Below are 24,968 nucleotides of genomic sequence, written 5' to 3'. Positions count from 1 at the left end.
ACGTCCGGATCTGCCAGGAGCCCCCGATGAACCTGCACCAGTACGCCGAAACCCACGAAGTCACCAACCAGCCGCCCAGCCTCGACGGCGCCAATCTGTATCGCCTCGACCTGCCGCTGCAGCAATGGTCGCGCCATTACGGCGCAGGCTGGGCCGAGGCACGTATCGATGCCTACGGCGCGCTGGCCGGTGGGCCGCTGATGGCCGCAGGCTTTCTGGCCAACCAGAACAAGCCGCAGTTCAGCAGCCATGACCGTTATGGGCATCGGATCGATCTGGTGGAGTTTCACCCGGCCTACCATGAGCTGATGCGGACTGCCATCGAGCATGGCCTGCCCTCGCTGCCCTGGGCCGAGCCGCGTGCCGGTGCGCATGTGGCCCGTGCTTCGATGACCTACCTGCACAGCCAGGCCGAAGCCGGTAGCGGCTGCCCGCTGACCATGACCTTTGCCGCGGTGCCGGCGCTCAGGCTGCAACCGGAGCTGGCCGAGTACTGGGTACCCAAGGTGCTGGCCACCGCCTACGACCCGCGCAATGTCGGCGACCGGCACAAGGTGGGGGTTACGCTGGGCATGGCCATGACCGAGAAGCAGGGCGGTACCGATGTGCGTGCCAATACCACCCGGGCCTACCCGGTGGGCGCGCCGGGGCCGGGCCAGGCCTACGAGCTGGTGGGCCACAAGTGGTTCTGTTCGGCACCGATGTGCGACGCGTTCCTGACCCTGGCACAGACCGACAAGGGCCTGAGCTGCTTTTTGCTGCCGCGCCATCGCCCGGACGACACGCGCAACCAGTTCTATATCCAGCGCCTGAAGAACAAGCTGGGCAACTGTTCGAACGCGTCCAGCGAGGTGGAGTTTCGCGGCGCCCTGGCCTGGATGATCGGCGAGGAAGGCCGTGGCGTGCCGACCATCATCGAGATGGTGGCCATGACCCGTTTCGACTGCATGGTCGGCTCCAGCGCGCTGATGCGCCAGGCCCTGACCCAGGCCGCGCACCACTGCGCCCACCGCACGGTCGGGGGCCGGGTGCTGGCCGAGCAGCCATTGATGCAGAACGTGCTCGCCGACCTGGCCCTGGAAAGCGAGGCGGCGCTGGCCCTGAGCCTGCGCATGGGGCATGCGCTGGACCAGCCCGACGACCCGCACCAGGCGCGCTTTGCGCGGCTGATGACGGCGGTGGGCAAGTACTGGATCTGCAAGCGCGCGCCGGCCATGATCAACGAGGCCGCCGAATGCATGGGCGGCGCCGGTTACGTGGAAGAGAGCATCCTGCCCCGGCTGTACCGCGAGGCCCCGGTCAACTCGACCTGGGAAGGCTCGGGCAACGTGCAGTGCCTGGACGTGTTGCGTGCCCTGTCCAAGGAGCCCGGTGTACTGGACACGCTGTTTGCGGAGCTGGGCGATGGCCATGGCGACCCGCGTCTGGCCGCACACATCGGCAACCTCAAGGCGGCCTTCGCCGATACCGGCGACATCCAGTACCGCGCCCGCCAGCTCACCGAGGACATCGCCCTGGCGGTGCAGGCCAAGCTGTTGCTGGAGGCCGGCAATGCGGCGGTCAGTGACGCCTTCATCGGCAGCCGGCTGTCCGGCAGCGGCCGGGTCTACGGCACGTTGCCGCGCGGGGCGGACGTGGCGGCGCTGGTGCAGCGGGCCACACCGAACTGGCCGCTCTAACGTGCGTGCCTTTGCCGGCGGATATAGGCAAGATGGGCCCATGCATGTCAGACAGACAGGAAGTACATTGTGAGCCGTACCGATGAAACCTTCGTTGTCGTGGAAACCGCCGAGCAAGCCGTCGACCAGTTGGCCGCCTTGCACGAATCCGCCACCGCCGCACTGAGCCAGGCGCTAAAGCGCTACCTCAAGGACCGCACCGAGCCCAATGCGGCCGAGCGCGCGCAGTTTCGTTACCCCGAACTGCGCCTGACCTACCAGTATCAGGGTGACGTACCGGTGATCACCCGGGCCTACGCCAAGGTTCAGTTGCCGGGCACCTACAGCATCACCGTGACTCAGCCGGCCGCGTTTCGCGGCTACCTGCTGGAGCAGCTCGGGCCCTTGATGCGCGACTTTACCGTGACGGTCGAAGTGGGGCTGAGCGAGCAGAACATTCCCTACCCCTATGTGGTCGAGCAGGGCGATGAACTGGCCGGCACCGGCATCACCGCTGCGGCGCTGGCGCGGGTGTTCCCCAGCACCGACCTGTCGGCGGCCACCGACGGCATCGCCGACGGGCTGTACGACTGGGCCAACGTCGACCCGCTGCCGCTGGCGCTGTTCGACGCGGCGCGGGTCGATTTCTCGCTGCGCCGGCTGGTGCATTACACCGGCAGCGACTGGCGGCATGTGCAGCCATGGATCCTGCTCACCAACTACCACCGCTATGTCGACCAGTTCATCACCCACGGCCTGGAGCAACTGCGCCAAGACCCGCGCTTCGTGCGCATGGTGCTGCCGGGCAACGTGGTGATCGAAAAGGCCATGGACAATGGCGAGGCACAGGCGCTGGTGGCCGGGGTGGTGTGGCACCGCTACCAGATGCCGGCGTATCACCTGATTGCTGCCGACGGCCATGGCATCACCCTGGTCAATATCGGCGTGGGCCCGTCCAACGCCAAGAACATCACCGACCATCTGGCGGTGCTGCGCCCGCACTGCTGGCTGATGATCGGCCACTGCGGCGGCCTGCGCCAATCCCAGACCATCGGCGACTACGTGCTGGCCCACGCCTACATGCGCCGCGACGGCATCCTTGACCGTGTGCTGCCGCCCAATATTCCGATCCCGGCCCTGGCCGAGGTGCAGCTGGCGTTGCAGGAAGCGGCGGCGCAGGTGACCGGCGAACGTGGCGACGAGCTGAAAAAGCGCCTGCGCACCGGCACCGTGCTGACCTACGACGACCGCAACTGGGAGCTGCGCTGGGCCCAGGAGCGCCCGTTGATCAACCTGTCGCGGGCTGTGGCAGTGGACATGGAAAGCGGCACCATCGCCGCCCAGGGCTACCGCCTGCGCGTGCCCTACGGCACCTTGCTGTGCGTGTCCGACAAGCCGCTGCACAGCGAGATCAAGCTGCCGGGGGCGGCCAACGCCTTCTACAACCGGGCGGTCAGCCAGCACCTGAAGATAGGTATTGCGGCGCTCGACCTGCTGCGCACCGAACTGAACTCGCTGCACTCGCGTAAACTGCGCAGTTTCGACGAGCCGCCGTTCCGCTGAGGCCCCATGCCGTTACCCCCCCGTTCCAAGCCGCGGCCCGCCGCGGCCAAACCCGCCGGCCCGCGTCGCCAGGCCAAGGCGCCGCCGGCCGCGCCGCGCCTGCTCCTGTTCAACAAGCCCTTCGACGTGCTGACCCAGTTCAGCGACGGCGAGGGCCGCGCCACCCTCAAGGACTTCATCGATGTACCGGGCGTATACCCGGCCGGGCGTCTGGACCGCGACAGCGAAGGGTTGTTGCTGCTGACCAATGACGGCCAGTTGCAGGCGCGCATTGCCGACCCCAGGCACAAGTTGCCCAAGACGTACTGGGTACAGGTGGAGGGCGAGCCGACCGAGGAGCAGCTGCAGCGCTTGCGCGAGGGTGTGCAACTGAATGACGGCATGACCTTGCCGGCCCAGGCGCGTCATCTGGAAGAGCCGCAACTGTGGCCGCGCAACCCGCCGGTACGCTTTCGCAAGAGCGTGCCGACCGCCTGGCTGGAGTTGGTGATCAAGGAAGGGCGCAACCGCCAGGTGCGACGCATGACCGCGGCGGTAGGCTTGCCGACCCTGCGCCTGGTGCGCGTGCGGATCGGCGACTGGAGCCTGGATGGGCTGGACCAGGGCTGCTGGCGCGAGGTGCCGGCGCGGCGCTAGACGCCTTCGATGAAGCCGATGACCACGCTCTTGATGACGAAGGCGAGAATGCCCAGGCCCAGCACGAAAAACAGGATGAAGGTGCCGAACTTGCCAGCCTTGGATTTTTTCGCCAGGTCCCAGACGATGAAACCCATGAAACCAATCAGGATGGTGACCAGGATGGTCATCATCCATTCTTCGAACAACGCAGGATCCATCGATCTTCTCCGCCAGGTTGAAGCGCGCGATTATACGCCCGGCCCGCAGCGCTGACTAACGCAGGTGCGTAAGGGGCAGCTCGGTGCTGGCCAGCACCTGGTTGAGCACGAAGCTCGAACGCACGCTGGTGACGCCTTCGATGCGGGTCAGGTGGCCGAGCAGCAGCTTCTGGTAGTGGTCCATGTCTGGCACCACTACCTTGAGCTGGTAGTCGGCATCCATGCCGGTGACCAGGCTGCACTCCAGCACCTGGGGCAGGCTGCGGATGGCGGCCTCGAAGGTTTCGAAGCGCTCGGGGGTGTGTCGGTCCATGCCGATCAGCACGTAGGCGGTGAGGCTCAGGCCCAGCTTCTTGCGGTCGAGCAGGGCGACCTGGCGCGAGATGTAGCCATCGTCCTCCAGTTGCTTTACCCGCCGCGAGCAGGGCGAGGGCGACAGGCCGATCCGTTCGGCCAGTTCCTGGTTGGAGATGCGCGCATCGCGCTGCAGTTCGGCAAGAATGCTCAGGTCGTATCGGTCGAGCTTGCTCATGAATGAAGCCTTTTCTGTTTCGATTGCTGCGGATTATCAATCCTTAGTTAAAAATTGCGCAAGTAATGTTTTGTTGAGCAATTTTAGCAATCCTCTGTCGCAGCGCTTGCCTATGATGGTCAACAGAATCACTGCCCGGACACATGTCCACAGCGGCGGCCCCAATCAGGGGCGCTGCGGCCAGCAACCCCACCGGGTTGTGCTCGGCCCCCGGGCTGCACACTGTTCACAAGACAGCGTGAGGTGAGCCGGCGTCACAAGCGCCGAGCACGGACGAAAATCTCGAAGGGTGGCCTCAGGGTCACCCTTTTTTAATGTCCGCAATTTCATCTGGCGCCTGCTGGCGCGTGGCAGGCGGCCTGATAGAGTAGGCCATGAATGCCAGCGGGAGAGAAACAGCATGAAGTCGCGCATCTGGCAGTTGGCAGGTGTTGGTCTGCTTTGCCTGAGCCTGGGCGTACAGGCCCAGGACGAGCGTCGCGGACCACAGCAGGACCCCAATGGCGGCGAGCGCCCGCCTGCGTCCTCGCCGCTCAACGCGCGCCCGGACGAGGTTCGCCAGACCCAGCCGCCACGCCAGGGGTACTATCAGGACGTGCCGCGGCGCAATGACGCCAATCAGCACTGGCAGGCCGGCGGGCCGGGGCAGCGCCCTGGCGAAGGGCACGGCAATGGCTGGGGCCCCGGGCCTCAGTATCGGCCGGGGCACACCATAGACCGCTTCCCGGAACCGTACCGGCGCGTGCCGTATCGTGGCAGTGACTACTACTATTCCGGTGGCTACTGGTATCGCCCGCAGGGGCCGCATTACGTGGTGGTGGCGCCGCCTTACGGGGTACGGGTGAACTACCTGCCCGACTATGCGCGGCAGGTGTGGGTGGGCAGTGCGCTGTTCTTTCTGGCTGCAGGCACCTATTACCAGTACCTGGACGACAGCCGCGACTATGTGGTGGTAAGCCCGCCGGTGGCTGCGGCGCCGGCGCAACCGGGCAATGGCTATGACGTGATTGCCTACCCGGCCAACGGGCAGTCGCCACAGCAGGTCGATCAGGACCGCTACCAGTGTCACCGCTGGGCGGTGCAGCAGACCGGGTTCGACCCGGCATCGGCGACCTACGCGCCTGCGGCGCAGGTGGCGGACACCTATCGACGGGCGCTGGGGGCGTGTTTGAGCGGGCGCGGTTACAGCGTCAACTGAAGCGCAACAGCTTCGCCGGCAAGGCCGGCTCCTACACGCACAGCGTGAATCCCGTAGGCGCCGGCCTTGCCGGCGAAGGGGCTGCTGTGTCACTCCACCGGGTCGGCATGCACCAGCACTTCGGCCTTGGGGTACTCCCGGCGGATCGCCGCCGCTGCCGCATCGCACAGCACGTGGGCCTCGGTCAGCGTCAAGGTGCCCGGCAGCTCCAGGTCCACCTGCACGAACCAGCGGTTGCCCGACACCCGGGTGCGCAGGTCATGCGCGCCCTGCACGCCAGGCACCGCGCACACCAGTGTCATCATCTGCTCGCTCACCTCGCCGGGCAGCTCCTTGTCCATCAGGATGGCCGAGCTTTCACGGGCGATCTGCAAGGCACTCCATAGAATGTACAGCGCGATGCCCAGCCCAAAGTACGCATCCACCTGTGGCCAGCCGAACCGCGCCAGCACCAGCGCGACCAGGATGCTGGCATTGAGCAGCAGGTCGGAGCGGTAGTGCAGCGAGTCGGCGCGCACGGCGGTCGAGCCGGTGAGGCGCACCACCCTGGCCTGCACCATCAGCAAGGCGACGGTCAGCCCCAGCGACAGCAGCATCACGACAATGCCCACCGTGGCATCACCCAGCGGCGTGGGGTTTTTCAGGCGTTCGACCGCCTGTACGCCGATCAGTACCGCGCTCACCCCGATGAACAGTGCCTGGGCCATGCCGGCCAGTGCCTCGGCCTTGCCGTGCCCGTAGCGATGATCGTCATCGGCCGGGCGCAGGGCATAGCGCACCGCCAGCAGGTTGAGGAACGAGGCCACGCCGTCGAGCATCGAGTCGGTCAGGCCGGCCAGCAGGCTGACCGAGCCGCTGAGCCACCAGGCCACCGCCTTGCTCACGATCAGGATGCTGGCGACCCCGAGCGAGGCATTGGTCGCCAGGCGCAGCAGGCGGGCGTGTTCGGCGCTGGTGTTCATCGGTCGTCCTTGTGCGGGCGGTCAGGCGGCGGGCTTGAGGCCGTACATCGCCAGTTGTTCAACGCTGCCCTTGTGCTGGATCAGGCGCGGGTCGTTCAGCGGCAGGCGCTGGCCCAGCTCGCTCTCCAGGATGGCCTGCAGGCGCACCTTGTCGACCTTGCCATCGGCAGCGATGGCCTTGTTCAGCGTGTGCGGGTCGACCTGGGCGGTCTTGCCGCCGGGCAGGTAGATGGCACCGGTGGCAAAGTCGATGCCGAAGGCGATCAGCCCGGGGATCACGTAGAACAGGATACCGATGGCATCCAGCGCCACGATCACCGGGTCGACCTTGCCTTCGATCTGGCCGCGCCGGTCGGGGAAGAACAGGGTGCCGCAAGCCGTCAGCTGGGTCAGCAGGGCAGCAACCACGGCACCGCCGATAAGGCGTGAAGGAATACGCATGTGAATCTCCGCAAAGTAGGCCGCACCGCTACCGGCGAAATGCCGGAGGGTGCAGCTAAGACCATGATAAGGCAGGCTCGGTTCGCCGTTATACTCGGCCGATTGTTCGAGGGCTACCATGAATTCATTACCGATCGATGCCGTGCTGCCGGCCTTGCGCACCGCCTTGCAGCAGCGCCACGAAGCCGTGCTCGAGGCACCGCCGGGCGCCGGCAAGACCACCCGCGTGCCACTGGCCCTGCTCGATGAGCCGTGGCTGGCCGGCCAGCGCATCCTGATGCTCGAACCGCGCCGGCTGGCTGCCCGCGCGGCAGCCGAGCGGCTGGCCAGCGAACTGGGCGAGGCGGTGGGCGAAACCGTCGGTTACCGCATTCGCCTGGACAGCAAGGTCGGCCCGCGCACCCGCATCGAAGTGGTCACCGAAGGCATCCTCACCCGGCGCCTGCAGGACGACCCGGCGCTGGACGGGGTGGGCCTGTTGATCTTCGACGAATTTCACGAGCGCAGCCTGGATGCCGACCTGGCCCTGGCCCTGAGCCTCAACGGCCGCGAGCTGCTGCGTGATGAGCCGCCGCTGAAGATCCTGCTGATGTCCGCCACGCTGGAAGGGCAGCGCCTGTCCGCGTTGCTCGACGACGCCCCGGTAATCAGCAGCGAGGGGCGCATGTACCCGGTGCAGATGCGCTGGGGGCGGCCGTTCCAGCCCGGCGAGTTCGTCGAGCCGCGGGTGGTCGACACGGTGTTGCAGGCGCTGGCCGACGAGCCGGGCAGCCTGCTGGTATTCCTGCCAGGCCAGGCCGAGATCCGCCGTGTGCACCAGGCCTTGCAGGAGGCCCTGGGTGAGCGGCGCGAGATCCTGCTGTGCCCGCTGCACGGTGAGCTCGATCTCGCGGCCCAGCGCGCCGCCATCGAGGCGCCGGCCGCGGGCCTGCGCAAGGTGGTGCTGGCGACCAACATCGCCGAAACCAGCCTGACCATCGACGGCGTGCGGGTGGTGATCGACGCCGGGCTGGCGCGGGTGCCGCGTTTTGACCCCGGCAGCGGCATGACCCGCCTCGATACCCAGCGCATCTCGCGCGCCAGCGCCACCCAGCGGGCCGGGCGCGCCGGACGGCTGGAACCGGGCGTGTGCTATCGGCTGTGGTCCGAGGCCCAGCATGACCAACTGGCTGCCTACGGCAGCGCCGAGATCCTGCAGGCCGACCTTGCCGGGCTGGCCCTGCAATTGACCCGCTGGGGCGTGGCCCCGGCGCAGCTGTGCTGGCTCGACCTGCCACCGGCGGCGGCCTATGCCCAGGCCCAGGACCTGCTGGTGCGCCTGGGGGCGCTCAGGCCGGGGCAGTTGCTGGCGCTGACCGAGCATGGTCAGGCCATGGCCGAGTTGCCGGCACACCCGCGCATCGCACACCTGCTTTTGCGCGGCCAGGACCTTGGCCTGGCCCAGATGGCCTGCGATGTGGCGGCACTGCTGGGCGAGCGCGACATTCTGCGCGGGGCGGGCGCCGACCTGCACAGCCGGCTGGCCCTGCTCAGTGGCGAAACCCGTGCAGCCCGAGGCGGGCAGGGCGGGGTGCAGCGGGCGCGACAACTGTCCCGCCAGTACCGCAGCTACCTGCGCGGCAAGGCCGGCGCGGCCGTGGCCGACCCCGAACATTCCCGCTGGCTCGGTGCCCTGCTGGCGCTGGCCTACCCCGACCGGGTCGCCCAGCAGCGCCGTGCCGGCGGCGCCGAGTACCGGTTGGCCAACGGGCGTGCGGCGCTGTTCGGTGAGGCCGACGCGCTGATGAAGCAACCCTGGCTGGTGATCGCCGACCTCGGCAGCCGCCAGGGGCAGCGCGAAGAGCGCATCTACCTGGCGGCCGAACTCGACCCGGCGCTGTTCGACGACGTGCTCGCCGAGCAGGTGCGCCGCGTGGATCAACTGGATTGGGACGAGCGTGAGAACGTGCTGCGTGCCGAGCGCCAGCGCAAGGTCGGCGAACTGGTGCTCAGCCGCGAGCCGCTGACCGGGCTGGGTGAGGATGCGCGTGCGCGGGCGCTGCTTGACCTGGTGCGGCGCAAGGGCCTGGAGCTGCTGCCCTGGACCCCGGAGCTGCGCCAGTGGCAGGCGCGGGTGGCACTGTTGCGCGGGCTGGATGTTGCGGCGGCAGGCCAGAGCGAATGGCCGGACCTGAGCGACGCGGCCTTGCTGTCCAGCCTTGAGCACTGGCTGCAACCCTACCTGAGCAAGGTCACCCGGCTCAGTCATTTTGCCCAGCTCGACCTGTCGTCCATCCTGCGCAACCTGCTGCCCTGGCCGCTGCCGCAGCGCCTGGACGAATGGGCGCCGGTGCACATCAGCGTGCCCTCGGGTTCCAACATCCGCCTGGACTACAGCGAGACGCCGCCGATTCTGGCGGTGCGCTTGCAGGAACTGTTCGGCCTGGCCGAAACCCCGCGCATCGCCCAGGGCCGCCAGCAGGTGTTGCTGCACCTGCTGTCACCGGCACGGCGCCCGGTGCAGGTGACCCAGGACCTGGCCAATTTCTGGCGCAGCACCTACGCCGAAGTGAAGAAGGACCTCAAGGGCCGCTACCCCAAGCACTACTGGCCGGACGACCCGCTGGTGGCCGAAGCCACCGCGCGGGCCAAACCGCGCAAGTAGCCGCTAGGGCGGCGTCGGCAACAGCAGGCGCGCGCTCAGCGGCAGGTGATCGGAAATCTGCAGGGTGTCCTGCTGCAGCACCCGGGCGCTCAGGCGCTGCAGCTTGGGGCTGTGGAACAGGTAGTCCAGGGTGCGGTCCGGGCCGTTCAGGCGCGGGTCGTTGGGGTAGTGGGTCAGCCAGGCGCTGCGCTCGGCGCCACCGGCTTCGGCGTTGCTGGGGATCATCGGATACTTGTCCCACAGCAAGTGCAGGTCGCTGTCGGCGCCATAGTGCTGGCGCTGCTCGGGGGTGAGCCGGCGGTACTGGCCCAGCGGCAGCAGGTTGAAGTCGCCACCGATCAGCCACGGCGTGCCCTGGCTTTCGAGCTTGTCGAGCAGCGTGCCGAGCTGGCGCACCTGCTGGCGCTGGATATCGCTGCCGGGAACGAACGGCGTCAGGTGGGTGTTGAGCACCGCCAGCGAGCCGCCATCACGCAGCGGCAGGTAGCTGGCCAGCACCGCCTGTTGCGGCTGCAGCAGGCGGCTCAGGGCGTTGTCGGGGGCCGAGGGCAGGACCAGGCGTTCGGCCTGCTGGATGGGGTAGCGGCTCAGGGTCGCCAGGCCGCGGCCGACGCTGCCGAACACATGCCGGTCGGGCACGAAGTCCGCCTTCCAGTCGTAGGCCTGCACCGCACAGGGGTAGAGGTCGGCCAGACGCTCGCGCAGCAGGGCCAGCTGGTCCTGGTAGGCGCTGGCCTTGGCGTTGGTGTCCAGTTCCTGCAACAGCACGATGTCGGGGTTGTCGGCGCGGATCACCCGCGCCACCTCGTCGAGGTTGAACGCCAGGTCCTGTTCGGTAGGGCGGGTGTCACTGCCCCGGCCTTCGTCATACCAGAACACGTAGCCCTTGCCGGCCAGGTACTGGATGTTCCAGCTCATGACCTTGAGCATCTGGCCCGGCACCAGCGGCGTGGCCGTGCCACGGCAGGCCACCGGCAGGGCCTCGCGCGGCTCGGGTTGCCAGCTCAGGTGACTGGCCAGCAGCCACAGCAGGGCAAGTATCAGCAGCAGGGTCAGCAGGGCATTGCGCAGTAGTCGGATCATCGGCTCGGCTTGGCGTCGCAGGTGAACCCGCAGCATACCCGAGCCGTTCGTCGCCTGCTTGGTTCAGCTCGGGTCGCGGGCCAGCGGCGGCTCGGTGACCAGCATGAACATGCGAAAGCTCACCAGGGTGCTGAACAGGGTGAGGAAGCCGTTGAAGCTGCCCACCAGCAGTTCCAGCCACAGCTCGGGCTCTTCGCCGATCAGGCTGCGGGTCAGCGCATCGATCAGCCACAACGGGATCATGGCCACGATCATGCACACCAGGATCTGCCAGAAGTGGCCCTTGCACAGCTCGAAGCTCTGACGCATGGCCGGCAGCGGTTGCAGGCCGCGCAGCACCAGCAGGTACTCGGCGAACACCAGGTTGACCATCACCCAGATGCCCGGAAGGATGAACAGCGCGCAGCCGGCCACGATCAGCAGCAGGCAGACGATCATCAGCAGCGCGAACGAGGGCCACAGGCGCAGCGACATGGCCAGCAGGTCGCGCTTGCGCGGCTCTTCACCCTGGCTGCGGGCGTCCAGGTAGAGGATCAGTGCGCCGCTGTAGAGCGGGTAGAACACCAGGCCCAGCAGCATGCCGTAGGCCAGGGTACGGGTCTGGCTGCCGAACTGTGCATAGATCGCCTGGGCCAGCAGCGTTTCGATGACGATCAGCGGCAGGCACAGCTTGGCGATGCTCAGCAGGTGGCGGCGGAAGAAATACAAGGAGTCTTGCAGAACGCTAAGCGGATTCATCAGTCGATATCGCAGTGACAGAGCAGGCCGCTACTTTAGCCCAGCGGTCGAACCTGAACAAAGTTTCATGCCGCGGGCCGATTGAATCGCCCATGCTGGGACCCCATCTAGTGCTCACCTGTAATCCCCCGGCTATCCAGTGAGGTCGCCCCATGAACCACGAAGAACAAACCTTGATCGACGGCCTGTTCGGCCGCCTCAAGCAAGCCGAGAGCGAAGGCGCACCGCGTGATGCCCAGGCCCAGGCGCGCATTGCCGAGCACCTGCAGCAACAGCCGTCGGCCCCTTACTACATGGCCCAGGCGATTCTGGTGCAGGAGGCCGCGCTCAAGCGCCTCGATGAACAGAACAGGCAATTGCAGGCCGATCTGAACCAGGCCCGCGCACAGGTGGCGGCCACTGCGCCGAGCAGCGGCGGCTTCCTGTCGAGCATCTTCGGCGGGGGGGCACGGCAACCCGAGCCGCAGCCGCAGCGCGCGGCCCAGCCGGCCCCGGCACCTGCCACCAGTGGTGGCGGCTGGCGTGAACCGGCCAGCGGCTTTGGCGGGCCCGGCGTGGCCCCTCAGCAGCAGGGTTTCAACGCCGCGCCCCAGGCCGCACCGGCCCGCGGCGGCGCCAGCAGCTTTCTGGGCGGTGCACTGCAGACCGCCGCCGGCGTGGCAGGCGGGGTGATGCTGGCGCAGGGCATCAGCAGCCTGTTCGGCCATCATTCGTCGCAGCCCCAGGAAGTCACCGAGATCATCAACGAAGCCCCGGCACCGGCCAGCGACAGCGGCTGGGGCGGCAACGACGAGCAGCGCCTGACCGCCGACAACGGTGGCTACGGCAATGATCAGGGCGGCTTCATGGACACCGACTACGGTGACGATGGCGGCGGCTTTTTTTCGGACGACGATTCCTTCGTCTGAGCCGCGCACATACCCGTACTGCCGTCAGGCTGGCATACTGGGCGCCGAAACGGCCCCGGTATGCGGGGCCGGCCCCTGGCGTGACGAGGAAGTGCGGTGAAGAAGATTGCGGTGTTCGCCGATGTCCAGAACCTCTACTACACCGTGCGCCAGGCCTATGGTTGTCATTTCAACTACGCCGCCTTCTGGGCGCACGTCAGCCAGGACGGCGAGATCGTCGAGGCGGTGGCCTATGCCATCGACCGCGGCGACAGCAAGCAGCAGCAGTTTCAGCAGATCCTGCGCAACCTCGGTTTCACGGTCAAACTCAAACCCTATATCCAGCGCAGCGACGGCTCGGCCAAGGGCGACTGGGACGTGGGCATCACCCTGGACGTGATCGACGCCGCTTCGCGGGTCGACGAAGTGGTGCTGGCCTCCGGCGATGGCGATTTCGACCTGCTGCTGGAACGGGTGATCAACCGTCATGGCGCCGAAGCGGTGGCCTATGGCGTACCGGGGCTCACCGCCAACTCGCTGATTCGCGCCGCCACCCGCTATGTGCCCATCGAAGGCGCACTCCTGCTCAAGCACTGAGAGCTACCCGAGGTTTTTGTGGAACGTATTGCGGTCATCGACTTTGAAACCACCGGCATCTCGCCGGGTGCCTACTGCCGCGCCACCGAAGTGGCGGTGGTGATGCTCGAACGCGGGCGCATCGTCGATCGCTACCAGAGCCTGATGAATGCCGGCGTGCCGGTACCGGCCTTTGTCGCCGGGCTGACCGGCATCACTACCGCCATGCTGCGCAGTGCGCCGGCCAATGCGCAGGTGATGAACGAGGTGGCCGAGTTCGTCGGCAGCACGCCCTTGCTGGCGCACAACGCCTCGTTCGACCAGAAGTTCTGGGACTACGAACTGAGCCTGATCGGACGCTCGCGGGTGCAGTCGTTCGCCTGTTCGATGCTGCTCTCGCGGCGCCTGCTGCCGGCTGCACCGAACCACAAGCTCGGCACCCTGACGCGCTGGGCCGGGCTGCCCGACACCGGCACCGCTCACCGGGCCATGGCCGATGCCGAGATGGCCGCCAACCTGGCCCAGCACCTGGCCGGCGAACTGCGCCAGCGCCACGGTATCAGCGAGGTGTCGCACCCGCTGTTCTGCAGCCTGCAGAAGGTCCCGGCAGCCAAGGTTGCCGAAACCCTCAAGCGCTACCGCTAGGCTTTCTTGCCGTTGCTGTCGAGCTGGCCGAGCGGTACCCGTCGCTCTACCGCGCTGGACAGGATGATCGAGGTCTTGCTGAACCCGAACTGCGCCACGTGGTTGATCAGCTCTTCGAGTTCCGGCATCGAGCCGACCGCCGCCTGCATGATCACGCACGGATCGCCGGTGACCCGGTGGCACTCGGTGATCTGCGGGATACGCGCCAGGTCCTCATAGGTCTGCTGGTTGCCGTGGCTGGCCAGGCGCAGCTCGATCACGCACTGGATCGGCAAGCCGATCCGGCTCATGTCGACCTTGGCCTGGTAGCCGGTGATGACCCCGCTGGCCTCGAGCTTGGCCACCCGCTCGGCCACCGCCGGGGCCGACAGGTTGACCTTGCGCGCCAGTTCGGCGAAGGAGGCGCGGCCGTTGTCGAGCAAGGCGGCGAGGAGCATGCGATCGTACTTGTCCATGGGGCGTGGGTACCAGGTGTTGAAACGATGGCGAATCGGGCAAACATCCGTTTTTTCGAAAGTCTGGTGGCCGTATAAACAGGGTTTGTAACTTAAAATTACCCGTTTGGCTTTCTAAACTACAGCTCCATAACCCTGATTTCGAGCCTCCCATGCCTGCCTCCCGTCGCTTTCCGCTGGTGCTGATCGGTGCCTTCCTGGCCTTGTACCTGGTGTGGGGGTCGACCTATCTGGTGATCCGCATCGGTATCGAGTCGTGGCCACCGCTGCTGATGGCCGGGGTGCGCTTTCTGATTGCCGGCAGCCTGCTGTATGGCTTTCTGCGCTGGCGAGGGGTGCCGGCGCCCAGCTGGGCGCAATGGAAGGCCGCCGGGGCCATCGGCATATTGCTGCTCAGCTGCGGCAACGGCGGCGTGACCCTGGCCGAACATGCGGGCGTGGCGTCCGGGGTCGCAGCCCTGGCGGTGGCGACCGTGCCGCTGTTCACCCTGGTGTTCGGGCGATTTTTCGGGCACCGCAACACGCGTCTGGAATGGGCCGGTATCGGCCTTGGCCTGGCCGGCATCGGCCTGCTCAACCTGGGCTCCAACCTGCAGGCCAGCCCGCTGGGCGCTGCGCTGATCCTGTTTGCTGCAGCGTCCTGGGCCTTCGGTTCAGTGTGGAGCAAGAGCCTGCCGCTGCCGGCCGGGCCGATGGCCAGTGCCGCCGAAATGCTGGTGGGCGGCGCTGCGCTGCTGCTGGGCAGCGCGCTCAGCGGTGAACGCATGACCCAGATGCCGACCGCTGCCGGCTGGGGGGCGTTGCTTTACCTGGTGTTCTTCGGTTCGATCCTGGCCTTCAGTGCCTACATGTACCTGCTCAAGCATGTGCGCCCGGCGGCGGCCACCAGCTATGCCTACGTCAACCCGGCGGTGGCGGTGCTGCTGGGCATCCTGTTCGCTGGCGAGCAGATCGGCGTGGAGGAGTGCGTGGCGATGGCAGTGATCATCGGCGCGGTGGTGTTGATCGGCGTTCCGCAATGGCGCAAGGTGCCGGCCAGCGTGGCCACCCCGGCTGACGCCTTGAGGGGTGAGTTGTCCAAGTGAAGCGTCGTATTGCCATGGCAGGCTTGTTGGTTGGGATGCTGTCCGGTTGTGATGAACAGGAAGTCGGCCTGGAGTTTCAGGTATCGGTTATCGACAATTACGCCCACGGCCACGCAGACCGGTATTACGCCGAAGCGGTCCGTAACCTGCTGGCCGAACAGCAGATCGACCTGGCCCGAGTGGAAATGTGGGCCGATGACGAGACCCCTTGGGTGGTGAACCTGCGCATGCCAGGCGACGTATTGACGCCGGCGCGGCGTGAGGCTCTGCAGGCAACGGTCGACGCCGTGCTGGCTGCGCGCCAGGCAGTCACCGGCAACGTCACCCTGACCCTCGCGGATCAACCTGACCAGCCGATCGCGTTGCGGTTGGCCTTCCCCAACGATGTCGCGATCAAGAGCCATCCTACGCTCAGCGAAGCGATGCGCTCGCTGATCGAGAACGCGGCGCGCGGCGAGGTCGATTGCCGGGTCCCGGTGAGGCTCAGGGCCAACCTGCCCTTCGAGGTGCTCGACTACAGTCAGGGCGTGATGACGCTGCGCACCCCGGACCAGAAGCTCAGGCGCACGCCGGTTCGCCTGGAATTCGCTGATGGCGGGTTGCGTAGTCAGGTAGAGCGCGGCCAGGTAGCCGTCAGCTTCAGCCGCGAGAAGGTCCGCGACCACATGATCTTCGAACTGGGGTCGCTGGGCATGCACAGCTGGACGCCGATGTCGGCGCGCGATTCGAGCCTGAACGAGATCTACGGCCTGTGCCGTTCGCGCGCCAGCCAGCTGGGCAGGCCGCTGTCGCTGTTTGTCGGCAATGGCCTGGATCGCCTGACGTACGTGTACCTGCCGCCTGTGGATTGAAGCTCGGTGAACCCGCGCGAACAGGGTAAACTTGCGCCATTGCTGAATTCCCCAGACGGTATTGCCATGACATTCGCCAAACTTGGCCTGATTGAACCCTTGCTGCGCGCGCTCGAGCACCTCAAGTACACCACCCCGACACCGGTGCAGGCGGCGGCCATCCCGGCCGTGTTGGCCGGCCGCGACCTGATGGCGGCGGCGCAGACCGGCACCGGCAAGACTGCCGGCTTCGCCCTGCCACTGCTGCAGCGCCTGGTGATGGAAGGCGAGAAGGTCGCCAGCAACTCGGTACGAGCGCTGGTGCTGGTGCCGACCCGCGAGCTGGCCGAACAGGTGCACGCCAATATCGTCGAGTACGCCGAACACCTGCCGCTGCGCACCTACGCGGTGTACGGCGGGGTGAGCATCAACCCGCAGATGATGAAACTGCGCAAGGGCATCGACCTGCTGGTGGCCACGCCCGGGCGCCTGCTCGACCTGTTCCGCCAGAACGCGGTCAAGTTCAACCAGTTGCAGGCGCTGGTGCTCGACGAGGCCGACCGCATGCTCGACCTGGGCTTTGCCGAAGAGCTGCGCTCGATCTACGCGGCGTTGCCGGTCAAGCGCCAGACGCTGCTGTTTTCCGCAACCTTCTCCGACGAGATCCGCCTGATGGCCGGGCAGATGCTCGATGACCCGCTCAGCGTCGAGGTCAGCCCGCGCAACGTGGCGGCCAGCAGCGTCAAGCAGTGGGTCGTGCCTGTGGACAAGAAGCGCAAGCCCGAGCTGTTCATGCACCTGCTGCGCAAGCAGCGCTGGAAGCAGGTGCTGGTGTTCGCCAAGACCCGCAACGGTGTGGATGCGCTGGTGGAGCGCCTGCAGGCGCAGGGCGTGAACGCCGACGGCATCCATGGCGATCGCCCCCAGGCCACGCGCCAGCGTGCGCTGGACAGCTTCAAGGCGCGCGAGATCCAGATCCTGGTGGCCACCGATGTGGCGGCGCGCGGGCTGGATATCGACGACTTGCCGCTGGTGGTCAACTTCGATTTGCCGATCGTGGCCGAGGACTACATTCACCGTATCGGGCGTACCGGGCGTGCGGGCAATACCGGCGAAGCCATTTCGCTGGTGTGTGCCGACGAGGTGAACATGCTGTCGGCCATCGAGATGCTCACGCGCAAGACCTTGCCGCGCCATGAAGAGCCGGATTTCGTGCCGGAGCACCGGGTGCCGGAAACCGACGCCAGCGGGCAGGTGGTGAAGAAGCCGAAGAAACCGAAGAAGCCCAAGCAGGGCAGCGGCAAGGGCAGCCTGGGGCGCTGGACCGACAGCGGGGATACCCCCGCAGCCGCGCCGCAGGTCAAGCCGGTGCGCAAGGTGCCGACGTTCAATACCGGGCCGCGCAAGCGCAAGCCTTGATTGGGCACGGGCTGCGCTGCAGCCCTTTCGCCGGCAAGGCCGGCTCCTACAAGGGCTGTGCGTACCCTATAGGCGCCGGCCTCACCGGCGCAGCCACTCCAGCACCCCCAACCCCGCCCTTCGCCCACTGGCAAAGCACGCCGTCAGCAGGTAGCCGCCGGTCGGTGCCTCCCAGTCGAGCATCTCGCCCGCACAGAACACCCCCGGCAACCGGGTCAGCATCAGGTGCCGATCCATCGCCTCGAACTTCACGCCGCCGGCGCTGCTGATCGCCTCGTCCAGCGGGCGCGGTCGTACCAGCGTGATCGGCAACGCCTTGAGCGCTGCCGCCAGGCGCGCCGGGTCGGCAAACACCTCGGGCCCGGTCAGCTCGCGCAGCAGCGCCGCCTTCACCCCGTCCAGGCCCAGCTGACCGTGCAGGTGCCTGGCCATCGAGCGCGAACCACGGGGTTTGCGCAGCGCCGCCTCGATCTTGTCCACAGGCCGGTTCGGCAGCAGGTCGAGCAGCACCGTCGCGCTACCTTCGCGGTTGATCGCTTCACGAATCTGCGCCGACCAGGCATACACCAGGCTGCCCTCGACGCCGCCCTCGGTCAGCACGAACTCGCCCAGGCGCGGCGCCTGGCCGGCCAGGCTCAGGGCGATGTTCTTCAGCGGTGCACCGGCGAACCTGCCCTTGAGCACGTCGCTCCAACCCGTTACCTCGAAGCCGCTGTTGGCTGCCTGCAGCGGCGAGATATCCACACCCCGCGCCTGCAGCCAGGGCAGCCAGGCGGCGTCCGAGCCCAGCCGCGCCCAGCTGCCGCCGCCCAGCGCCAGCACCACGGCATCGGCCTGCACGCTCACCTCGCCCTGTGGACAAGTGATCCGCAGGGCGCCGTCGGCATCCCAGCCGTGCCAGCGATGCCGGGTGTGGATAACTACCCCGGCATCGCGCAGGCGCTTGAGCCAGGCGCGCAGCAGCGGGGCGGCCTTCATGTCGCGCGGAAACACCCGGCCGGATGTCCCCACGAAGGTGTCGATGCCCAGGCCGTGGATCCATGCGCGCAGCGCGTCTGCATCGAAGCCGTCGAGCAGGCGCGCGATGTCGTGTTCGCGTTCTGCATAGCGCGAGATGAACGCGGGGTAGGCTTCGGAATGGGTGATGTTCATGCCGCCCACGCCCGCCAGCAGGAACTTGCGCCCCACCGAGGGCATGGCGTCGTACAGGTCTACCCGCACACCGGCCTGGCTGAGGACCTCGGCGGCCATCAGCCCGGCCGGCCCGCCTCCGATAATGGCAACGTGGGGGGCGGTGGTTGGGGGAGTATCGGTCATGGGCGGCTGCAGGCTGGGGATAAAAGAGCGGGCATTCTACCCGACACGGCCCCGCCCAGGCACTGTACAAAAAACGATCAGTACGGTGCAGGCCCCGTGCCACAAGGGCCGGATGGGCTTGCGCTCAGGTTATCCACAGGCAGCTCCACAGTCATTGTGGGTAATCGAGTACCCGTTGTGCGCTGTGGTGCAGGATGCCGTGGCGTCGGGCCAGGGCGTGGCGGTCCTTGCTGTAGCCGCCGCCGATCAGGCCAACCACCGGGATATCGCGCCCCAGGCAGTGGCGCAGCACGGCTTCGTCGCGGGCAGCGACGCCTGCGTCGGTCAGTTGCAGGTAGCCCAGCGCATCGTCCTTGTGCACGTCCACGCCGGCGTCGTACAGCACCAGGTCGGGCTGGTACAGCGGCAACAGGTAGTTCAGCGCGTCGTGCACCACCTTCAGGTAGTCGGCGTCGCCCATGCCGCGCGGCAACGGGATGTCCCAGTCGCTCTGGGCCTTGCGTGCCGGAAAGTTCTGTTCGCAGTGCAGCGACACGGTGATCGCGTCCGGGGTGTCGTGCAGGATGCGCGCGGTGCCATCGCCCTGGTGCACGTCGCAGTCGAAGATCAGCACCCGGTGCACGCGCCCGGCTTCGAGCAGGTAGCGGCTGATCACCGCCAGGTCGTTGAAGATGCAGAAAGGATGACTTCTCTGCATCTGTAAACATAAAGTTATTTTTCTTATAGAGATTAGAGCCTTAAGTTTTTTATTGGCGTCGACGTCGATGGTGAGCTAGCGTTCTTAGCGCTTACCTATCGGAAAAGTAAACAATGGCTCAGTATGCGATCAAGCTGGTGCGATTGGAGAGTGGCGAGCGCCTCCCGATACTGTGTGATCGACAGAGTGGTCTGCCGATCCATAAGATAACTTTGTGGGTGCTGACAGAGTTGCGGGCAGTGAATTTGTCAGTGAGCACAATCCAGCAAGCACTTCAGTCAATAATGGTTTTGTTGAGTGTGCTTGATGAGTTGAAAATTGATTTGGTCGAGCGGCTATATAGTGGTGCCTTTTTAACAGTCTGTGAAATTGAGCTTCTCGCTCGGCGCTGTAAGTTTCCAGCTGCTGAAGTAGCAAAATCGCTAGGTGCAATGCCCGGTGGGAAAGTAAATGCTGTAGAGAAATCAAGTCCTCAAGTCAGCGTGAGCACTGTTTCAATCAGACTGTATTACATAAAACGCTATCTCGGTTGGCTCGCTACCACTCACTTGATGGGCATTGGTGCGAGCAGTCCAAATTTTCTACCGTTAGAAAAACTTAAAGTGCTGGTCTTGGAGTCTGTGCAGGCACGAATTCCATCAGGTCGGCATTATCTAGGAAGTGGATCGAAAGCAGGTTTGAGTGAAAGCGACTTGAAGTTGATGCAGCGGTATATTGCGCCAGATTTCGAGGCGAATCCTTGGGGGGGAGCCCACGTTCGGCAGAGGAACTATCTGATTTTTCGCTGGCTACTCTCGCTAGGGGTTCGCAGAGGCGAGCTGCTCGGGATAAAAATTTCAGATATTAACTTTCAAAGTAATGAGGTTTTCATTGCCAGACGATCAGATGATCCCGCTGATCCACGACGGCGCCAACCTTGTACGAAAACCTCGTCACGGTTATTGGCACTTGATCCTGAACTGGCGGGATTGACCCGTAACTACATAATGTCAGACCGAAGGATGATTCCGGGGGCACAGCGGCATGAGTTCTTATGGGTAGCGATGGGAACTGGAAGACCTATGAGCCTTGCGTGTTTGAACAAGATTTTCAAAACCTTGCGCCTAAATTGTGAACTCCTACCCGACGATCTATCCCCGCATACTCTCCGACACACCTGGAATGAGCTGTTTTCTGATGCTGTAGATAAACATGGGGTTTCACCTGAGTTAGAGCAAAAAATACGCTCTCGGATGATGGGGTGGTCTGAAACGTCTGGAATGGCGAAGGTTTACAATCAACGTCACATTAGAAAAAAAGCAACTGAAGTTTCATTGGAAATGCAAGGCAGAATTAGCATGGCCGGAGGCTCAGATGAGAAAAAGTCAAAACAAGATACCACCGATCAAAGCTGAAGAACTTCTATTTCCGCCCCTGCCTTCACAGATTCGGACTAAAGGGGGCGTTGATCTAGATCCTCGACAATCACTTTGGTCTTACCAAGATGGCCTTTATTCAATTTTAATGGATTTTTCTACACTAAACTTTACTCCGCTGTTTATGAATTCGTTCCGTCTGACGTTAGTTTGGTTTGTCGAGAATCGGGCGCCGTCAACATTCATGGGCCACTTTCGTGCTCTGAAAAATTTTGCGATGCGGGTGCAAAAGAATAGTACAGTTCCGTTAGGCGAAATATCTCAAATTAATATTCTGGAATTTTGTGATACGGAAGATTTCAGTACCAGAAACCTTTTTTCTTTGTTGCGCCGATGGCGCGCATTAGGGCTTCCGGGGGTAAACGAAGATATTATTTACGTCCTTGATTATAAAAAATTACGGCGTCGAGAGCTTGGCGCGGCCGTTTTGACCTGGGACCAAGATTTAGGACCCTTTACTGAAATTGAACAAGAGGGTATTCAGGGCGCGCTTATTGATGCTTACGGAGCAGGTTTGCTGACCGAAGAGGCGCATGCTCTGTCCTGGTTGCTTATTGTTCTGGGGGCACGGCCTATCCAGATTGCGGCGATGAAGGTTTGTGACGTTATACGTTCTGTGGCGGATGATGGAACTGAGTCATACTTGATCTATGTTCCTAGAGCAAAGCAACAAAACGCATCAATTCGGCAAGAGTTAAAGGCAAGGGTTTTGATAAATCAACTAGGCTGCCTGATATTTCGTTACGCAATGAATGTGAGGTCGGAATTTTCCAGTGTTCTAGCTGACCCTTTACAGGCACCTTTATTTCCTATACCTGCGAACCTGCGTTCGGGGTTGGATCAGAATCTGCCCGAGTGGAGCAAGTTTCACCGTACTAGCGAAAGCATTAGCAAGTTTTTAGTCAGGGCCCTAGAAAATCTTTCCGTCTGCTCTGAGCGCACAGGGAAAGCTATTAATATGTGTGCAATACGGTTTCGCAGAACCATGGGTACAAATGTTGCGCGAGAAGGGCATGGTGTTCACGTAATAGCGGAACTGCTCGATCATACGAGAACAGATACTGCTTCTGTGTATGTCGCGGCAACTCCCGAGCTTGCAGTACGCATCGATAAAGCAACCGCTCAGCACATGGCTCCTTTAGCTCAGGCATTCAAAGGTAAATTGGTTGATCATGAATCTCAAGCAGTTCGCGGCTCGGACTCATCTAGTCGAATTGTCGACTTGCGAATAGACCAAGCTGCACGGCCTATGGGGTCTTGCGGTAGTTATAGCTTCTGTGGGTTAAACGCACCTCTTGCTTGTTATACCTGCCAATGTTTTCAACCTTGGTTGGACGGACCTCATGAAGCTGTCCTGGAGTTTCTCTTAAAGGATAAAAAGCGCTTTTCTGATGAGCGTATTGCATCGATCAATGACCGTACGGTGCTCGCCGTAGCTCAAGTTGTCCAGCTTTGCCGTGAAAGAAGGAAACAGGTCGATGAATGACAGTGTTTTTGTGTTTAAGTCGCTGAAAGAGAAAACAATGGATGAAAATCTGCAAGGTTTTATTTCGTTGGCAAAACAAATCAAGGTTTTTGGCGAAGATCTTGACTTTGAAAGTGATGCGTGGGACGTCTCTGATTATGTGAGACTGAAAAGAAGGAACACTCGATCTCGAATAATTTTTCGCGGCTTCCCGAGCGTGAAAGGATCCAAAGATGCTAATAGCTTCAGTCAACCTTACAAGGACTTTGCCAAAGCGTATTGTTGTTACGATTACTCGATGGTTGCTTACACTACTGTAAGCTCACGGCTGGCAGCTCTACGGGCGCTCGCAATGGCGTTAGAGGAAACGGAAGAATATATTACGCCGGTCAAAGCTACCCTTTTGCATTTCAATAGAGCCTGCTCAATCCTCAATGATCGCTATCAGGCCGCCTCAGCTTTTATGGCTGCAGAGGAGCTTAAAAGAATTTCTAATTTTCTGATGCGACACCAACTTTGTTCCTTGTTCGCTCCATGGCGAAATCATCTCAAATGCCCCAAAAACATTGATCGTAGTGTAGGGCCTGAATTTGATACGACCCGACGTGCACGGTTGCCCTCGCCGGAGTCGCTATCAGCAATCGCGGAAATTTTTGGGGCTGCCCGGCAGCCGGGAGACGTATTTACTTCCAGTATTTGTGCGGTGTTAGCTTCTGCGCCGAGTCGTATCAATGAGGTGCTTTCAATATCAATTGATTGTGAGGTTGAAGAGTTCGACACTAAGAGTAATCAGGTTTTGTACGGTCTTCGCTGGTTTCCTTCGAAGGGAGGAAAGCCACAAGTGAAATGGGTGGTTCAGTCGATGGCCAGTGTGGTGCGTGATGCTGTACAAAAGCTGAGGGGCTTATCAGATCCAGCAAGAGAAATTGCTAGATGGTATGAATTAAACCCAGATCGATTGTTTCTACCTCCCGAACTTGAAGAACTTCGTAACTGTCATCTTTTGTCGCCTAAACAAGTCAGCAGGATTGTTTTTCTCGATCCTCCCTTGAATGGTGACGACACTAGGCGTGGTGGGGATTGGTGCAGAAGGCACAATGTGCCTGAGGTTATTCCGTACGATCTTAAACATCAGGACGCACCCAGGTACGCCTTTCGAGATGTGGAAAGTTCAATACTTGAACTCAAGCCAAAGGGTTTCCCATATGTGGATAAGAAACGTAATTTTAAGTACAGCGATGCTTTGTGTTTGGTTCGAAAAAACGAGCTGAATAACATTATGACCTATAGAGCTGTGATTGTTTTGCCAGACACAGGCTACATTCAAGCTCAGCTAACCGGTACCCCGTCAGTGATCAATATCTTTGATAGGTTTGGTTTTTCCGAAAAAGACGGGGGTAAAATGCAAATTACTACGCATCAGTTTCGGCACTATCTGAACACGGTGGCTCAGATGGGAGGACTTTCACAGCTTGATGTTGCTAAGTGGAGCGGGCGGGCAAAGATCACACAGAACAAATGCTATGACCATCAATCTGATCGGGACATTCTTGCTTTGGCTAGGGAGGCCTTAGGTAACCCAGAGAAGTCAGCTGGTCACGTTGCAAGTATTCCTCAGAGTAGTTTGATCAGTCGGGATCAATTTGCCGAGCTTAAAATTCTAACTGCGCACACCACTGATCTAGGCTACTGCGTGCATGATTTTTCGATGCTTCCCTGTCAGCTACATCGAGACTGTTCAAATTGCGACGAGCACCTCTGTATAAAAGGTGATCCTGTTCGAGAACGCGCCATACGAAAACATCGTCAAGAAACGGAATCACTGTTGCAGAAGGCACTCAAGGCGCTGGGCGAGGAGCAGTTTGGTGCCAACCGTTGGGTTGAGCATCAGACGCTGACGTTAAAAAGGCTGAACGACTTGTGCGCAATCCTGGACGATCCTGGCGTTCCAATTGGCGCTGTGATCAGGCCCAGTGGTGTCGTGCCTGCATCGAAGCTGCAGCAGTTAGTGGGCTCTGTCCAGGTGCCACAGAGTGAGGTAGGGCAGGACACAGGCATCAATCTGCGTCCTAGGCTTTCTTCGGAAGAGGAAAAAGGATGAGCCGCTCAAGAAATCTCACTCCCTCCGCAATTGAGCAGGTTGTATCGATCTTGGACGGATGGGCCGGGAAGTTGACCTGGGATTTGCTCATCGTTGCAGTCTCCCGGCATTTGCGGAGTACCTATACGCGACAGGCTTTGCACAAGCACGAGCGGATTCGGCACGCCTTCACTCTACGCAAGCAGGCACTCATAGATTCACCTGTGTCGAAGAAAGCTGCCACCCCTGAGCTGCAAGCGGCCGCCGATCGTATCGCGCGACTGGAGGGGGAAAACCAGCGTCTGCGAATGGAAAATGACCGGTTGCTCGAACAGTTCGTGCGCTGGGCCTATAACGCGTTCAGCCGAGGTTTGGATGAGCAATTTCTTTCCTGCCCTCTACCTCCGACAGACCGGCAGCGGACGCCGTAGAAGGCGCTCAG

Annotated in this window: 23 protein-coding genes and 1 pseudogene; 15 read left to right on the top strand and 9 right to left on the bottom strand. The window is 62.9% G+C overall.

The window, feature by feature from the left end; translation table 11 throughout:
• The first annotated feature begins 26 nt into the window (after positions 1-26).
• From DN387_RS16065 to DN387_RS16055, 3 genes are all read left to right on the top strand, one after another.
• Positions 27-1,679, top strand: a complete 1,653-nt coding sequence (locus tag DN387_RS16065) for an acyl-CoA dehydrogenase family protein (protein ID WP_054916349.1) — start codon at positions 27-29, stop codon at positions 1,677-1,679.
• A 69-nt stretch (positions 1,680-1,748) separates the two neighbouring features.
• On the top strand, positions 1,749-3,221 hold the full coding sequence (amn, locus tag DN387_RS16060; RefSeq protein WP_043863881.1) for an AMP nucleosidase: 1,473 nt from the start codon (positions 1,749-1,751) through the stop codon (positions 3,219-3,221).
• A gap of 6 nt (positions 3,222-3,227) precedes the next feature.
• Positions 3,228-3,857: a pseudouridine synthase gene (locus DN387_RS16055; protein ID WP_043863880.1), complete on the top strand. Its 630-nt coding sequence runs from the start codon at positions 3,228-3,230 to the stop codon at positions 3,855-3,857.
• Here the strand turns inward: DN387_RS16055 and DN387_RS16050 are convergent.
• Together DN387_RS16050 and DN387_RS16045 are read right to left on the bottom strand one after the other, a co-directional pair.
• Positions 3,854-4,057: a DUF2788 domain-containing protein gene (locus DN387_RS16050; protein WP_043863879.1), complete on the bottom strand. Its 204-nt coding sequence runs from the start codon at positions 4,055-4,057 to the stop codon at positions 3,854-3,856. The two genes, DN387_RS16055 and DN387_RS16050, sit on opposite strands and share 4 nt — an antisense overlap.
• A 55-nt stretch (positions 4,058-4,112) precedes the next feature.
• Complete coding sequence (locus DN387_RS16045) at positions 4,113-4,589, bottom strand: Lrp/AsnC family transcriptional regulator (RefSeq protein ID WP_043863878.1); 477 nt, start codon at positions 4,587-4,589, stop codon at positions 4,113-4,115.
• Between the two features lie 400 nt (positions 4,590-4,989).
• Here DN387_RS16045 and DN387_RS16040 point away from each other — a divergent pair, with 400 nt between their 5' ends.
• Entirely contained in the window at positions 4,990-5,787 is a 798-nt protein-coding gene (locus DN387_RS16040; RefSeq protein ID WP_054916350.1) for a DUF6515 family protein, read from the top strand.
• Positions 5,788-5,876: 89 nt separating this feature from the next.
• Here DN387_RS16040 and DN387_RS16035 read toward each other — a convergent pair whose 3' ends face one another.
• Together DN387_RS16035 and DN387_RS16030 are read right to left on the bottom strand one after the other, a co-directional pair.
• Complete coding sequence (locus DN387_RS16035; protein WP_054916351.1) at positions 5,877-6,749, bottom strand: cation diffusion facilitator family transporter; 873 nt, start codon at positions 6,747-6,749, stop codon at positions 5,877-5,879.
• Positions 6,750-6,770: 21 nt separating this feature from the next.
• On the bottom strand, positions 6,771-7,190 hold the full coding sequence (locus DN387_RS16030) for a hypothetical protein (RefSeq protein ID WP_054916372.1): 420 nt from the start codon (positions 7,188-7,190) through the stop codon (positions 6,771-6,773).
• A gap of 118 nt (positions 7,191-7,308) precedes the next feature.
• Here DN387_RS16030 and hrpB point away from each other — a divergent pair, with 118 nt between their 5' ends.
• Entirely contained in the window at positions 7,309-9,834 is a 2,526-nt protein-coding gene (gene hrpB / locus DN387_RS16025) for an ATP-dependent helicase HrpB (protein ID WP_054916352.1), read from the top strand.
• Positions 9,835-9,837: 3 nt separating this feature from the next.
• Here hrpB and DN387_RS16020 read toward each other — a convergent pair whose 3' ends face one another.
• Complete coding sequence (locus DN387_RS16020; RefSeq protein WP_054916373.1) at positions 9,838-10,917, bottom strand: endonuclease/exonuclease/phosphatase family protein; 1,080 nt, start codon at positions 10,915-10,917, stop codon at positions 9,838-9,840.
• Between the two features lie 63 nt (positions 10,918-10,980).
• A complete protein-coding gene (locus DN387_RS16015) occupies positions 10,981-11,655 on the bottom strand; it encodes a hypothetical protein (protein ID WP_043863873.1) in 675 nt (224 codons plus the stop codon).
• A 152-nt stretch (positions 11,656-11,807) separates the two neighbouring features.
• On the opposite strand from DN387_RS16015, the gene DN387_RS16010 reads away from it, so the two are divergent.
• The 3 genes from DN387_RS16010 to DN387_RS16000 all read left to right on the top strand — a co-directional run bounded on the left by DN387_RS16010 (position 11,808) and on the right by DN387_RS16000 (position 13,763).
• The gene (locus tag DN387_RS16010; protein WP_054916353.1) at positions 11,808-12,563 is read left to right on the top strand and encodes a DUF2076 domain-containing protein; all 756 of its coding nucleotides are present in this window, start codon (positions 11,808-11,810) and stop codon (positions 12,561-12,563) included.
• 96 nt (positions 12,564-12,659) lie between these two features.
• Complete coding sequence (locus tag DN387_RS16005) at positions 12,660-13,139, top strand: NYN domain-containing protein (RefSeq protein ID WP_043863871.1); 480 nt, start codon at positions 12,660-12,662, stop codon at positions 13,137-13,139.
• An 18-nt stretch (positions 13,140-13,157) separates the two neighbouring features.
• Positions 13,158-13,763, top strand: coding sequence for a PolC-type DNA polymerase III (locus DN387_RS16000; RefSeq protein WP_043863870.1), 606 nt, complete (start codon positions 13,158-13,160; stop codon positions 13,761-13,763).
• On the opposite strand, the gene DN387_RS15995 is transcribed toward DN387_RS16000, so the two are convergent.
• Positions 13,760-14,218 (bottom strand): Lrp/AsnC family transcriptional regulator, encoded by a 459-nt coding sequence (locus DN387_RS15995; RefSeq protein WP_043863869.1) that lies wholly within the window; start codon positions 14,216-14,218, stop codon positions 13,760-13,762. The two genes, DN387_RS16000 and DN387_RS15995, sit on opposite strands and share 4 nt — an antisense overlap.
• A 152-nt stretch (positions 14,219-14,370) precedes the next feature.
• Between DN387_RS15995 and yedA the strand changes: the two genes are divergently transcribed.
• The 3 genes from yedA (at position 14,371) to DN387_RS15980 (ending at position 17,552) form a co-directional block, all read left to right on the top strand.
• On the top strand, positions 14,371-15,303 hold the full coding sequence (gene yedA, locus DN387_RS15990; RefSeq protein WP_058540581.1) for a drug/metabolite exporter YedA: 933 nt from the start codon (positions 14,371-14,373) through the stop codon (positions 15,301-15,303).
• A complete protein-coding gene (locus tag DN387_RS15985) occupies positions 15,300-16,154 on the top strand; it encodes a hypothetical protein (protein WP_254506115.1) in 855 nt (284 codons plus the stop codon). The genes yedA and DN387_RS15985 overlap by 4 nt, the downstream gene beginning before the upstream one ends.
• A gap of 66 nt (positions 16,155-16,220) precedes the next feature.
• Entirely contained in the window at positions 16,221-17,552 is a 1,332-nt protein-coding gene (locus tag DN387_RS15980) for a DEAD/DEAH box helicase (protein ID WP_054916356.1), read from the top strand.
• Positions 17,553-17,633: 81 nt separating this feature from the next.
• Here DN387_RS15980 and DN387_RS15975 read toward each other — a convergent pair whose 3' ends face one another.
• Complete coding sequence (locus tag DN387_RS15975) at positions 17,634-18,869, bottom strand: TIGR03862 family flavoprotein (protein ID WP_054916357.1); 1,236 nt, start codon at positions 18,867-18,869, stop codon at positions 17,634-17,636.
• 151 nt (positions 18,870-19,020) lie between these two features.
• Positions 19,021-19,548 (bottom strand): annotated as a pseudogene (locus DN387_RS15970) (histone deacetylase); the annotation flags it as partial.
• Between the two features lie 269 nt (positions 19,549-19,817).
• Between DN387_RS15970 and DN387_RS26165 the strand changes: the two are divergent.
• Genes DN387_RS26165 through DN387_RS15950 form a run of 4 tightly spaced genes read left to right on the top strand, consistent with a single transcriptional unit; the run spans position 19,818 to position 24,957 of the window.
• Entirely contained in the window at positions 19,818-20,960 is a 1,143-nt protein-coding gene (locus tag DN387_RS26165; RefSeq protein ID WP_168186814.1) for a site-specific integrase, read from the top strand.
• Positions 20,920-22,467: a site-specific integrase gene (locus tag DN387_RS15960; RefSeq protein WP_178075054.1), complete on the top strand. Its 1,548-nt coding sequence runs from the start codon at positions 20,920-20,922 to the stop codon at positions 22,465-22,467. Before DN387_RS26165 ends, DN387_RS15960 begins: the two co-directional genes overlap by 41 nt.
• Positions 22,460-24,547 (top strand): integrase, encoded by a 2,088-nt coding sequence (locus DN387_RS15955; protein ID WP_143516605.1) that lies wholly within the window; start codon positions 22,460-22,462, stop codon positions 24,545-24,547. Before DN387_RS15960 ends, DN387_RS15955 begins: the two co-directional genes overlap by 8 nt.
• A complete protein-coding gene (locus DN387_RS15950) occupies positions 24,544-24,957 on the top strand; it encodes a hypothetical protein (RefSeq protein WP_088513869.1) in 414 nt (137 codons plus the stop codon). The genes DN387_RS15955 and DN387_RS15950 overlap by 4 nt, the downstream gene beginning before the upstream one ends.
• The last annotated feature ends 11 nt before the right edge of the window (positions 24,958-24,968 follow it).

Origin of the sequence: Pseudomonas sp. FBF18 (genome assembly GCF_024261405.1) — a bacterium.
Lineage (GTDB): Bacteria > Pseudomonadota > Gammaproteobacteria > Pseudomonadales > Pseudomonadaceae > Aquipseudomonas > Aquipseudomonas palmensis.
This window is presented reverse-complemented; position numbering and strand designations above follow the sequence as displayed.

Coding starts and splice junctions, on each gene's coding strand:
- DN387_RS16050 (WP_043863879.1), bottom strand. CDS start 4,057: ATGGATCCTGCGTTGTTCGAAGAATGGATGATGACCATCCTGGTCACC.
- DN387_RS16055 (WP_043863880.1), top strand. CDS start 3,228: ATGCCGTTACCCCCCCGTTCCAAGCCGCGGCCCGCCGCGGCCAAACCC.
- DN387_RS16065 (WP_054916349.1), top strand. CDS start 27: ATGAACCTGCACCAGTACGCCGAAACCCACGAAGTCACCAACCAGCCG.
- DN387_RS15975 (WP_054916357.1), bottom strand. CDS start 18,869: ATGACCGATACTCCCCCAACCACCGCCCCCCACGTTGCCATTATCGGA.
- DN387_RS16040 (WP_054916350.1), top strand. CDS start 4,990: ATGAAGTCGCGCATCTGGCAGTTGGCAGGTGTTGGTCTGCTTTGCCTG.
- DN387_RS16035 (WP_054916351.1), bottom strand. CDS start 6,749: ATGAACACCAGCGCCGAACACGCCCGCCTGCTGCGCCTGGCGACCAAT.
- DN387_RS16020 (WP_054916373.1), bottom strand. CDS start 10,917: ATGATCCGACTACTGCGCAATGCCCTGCTGACCCTGCTGCTGATACTT.
- DN387_RS15960 (WP_178075054.1), top strand. CDS start 20,920: ATGAGAAAAAGTCAAAACAAGATACCACCGATCAAAGCTGAAGAACTT.
- DN387_RS15955 (WP_143516605.1), top strand. CDS start 22,460: ATGAATGACAGTGTTTTTGTGTTTAAGTCGCTGAAAGAGAAAACAATG.
- DN387_RS16015 (WP_043863873.1), bottom strand. CDS start 11,655: ATGAATCCGCTTAGCGTTCTGCAAGACTCCTTGTATTTCTTCCGCCGC.
- hrpB (WP_054916352.1), top strand. CDS start 7,309: ATGAATTCATTACCGATCGATGCCGTGCTGCCGGCCTTGCGCACCGCC.
- DN387_RS15980 (WP_054916356.1), top strand. CDS start 16,221: ATGACATTCGCCAAACTTGGCCTGATTGAACCCTTGCTGCGCGCGCTC.
- DN387_RS15950 (WP_088513869.1), top strand. CDS start 24,544: ATGAGCCGCTCAAGAAATCTCACTCCCTCCGCAATTGAGCAGGTTGTA.
- DN387_RS16045 (WP_043863878.1), bottom strand. CDS start 4,589: ATGAGCAAGCTCGACCGATACGACCTGAGCATTCTTGCCGAACTGCAG.
- DN387_RS16010 (WP_054916353.1), top strand. CDS start 11,808: ATGAACCACGAAGAACAAACCTTGATCGACGGCCTGTTCGGCCGCCTC.
- DN387_RS15995 (WP_043863869.1), bottom strand. CDS start 14,218: ATGGACAAGTACGATCGCATGCTCCTCGCCGCCTTGCTCGACAACGGC.
- DN387_RS16030 (WP_054916372.1), bottom strand. CDS start 7,190: ATGCGTATTCCTTCACGCCTTATCGGCGGTGCCGTGGTTGCTGCCCTG.
- yedA (WP_058540581.1), top strand. CDS start 14,371: ATGCCTGCCTCCCGTCGCTTTCCGCTGGTGCTGATCGGTGCCTTCCTG.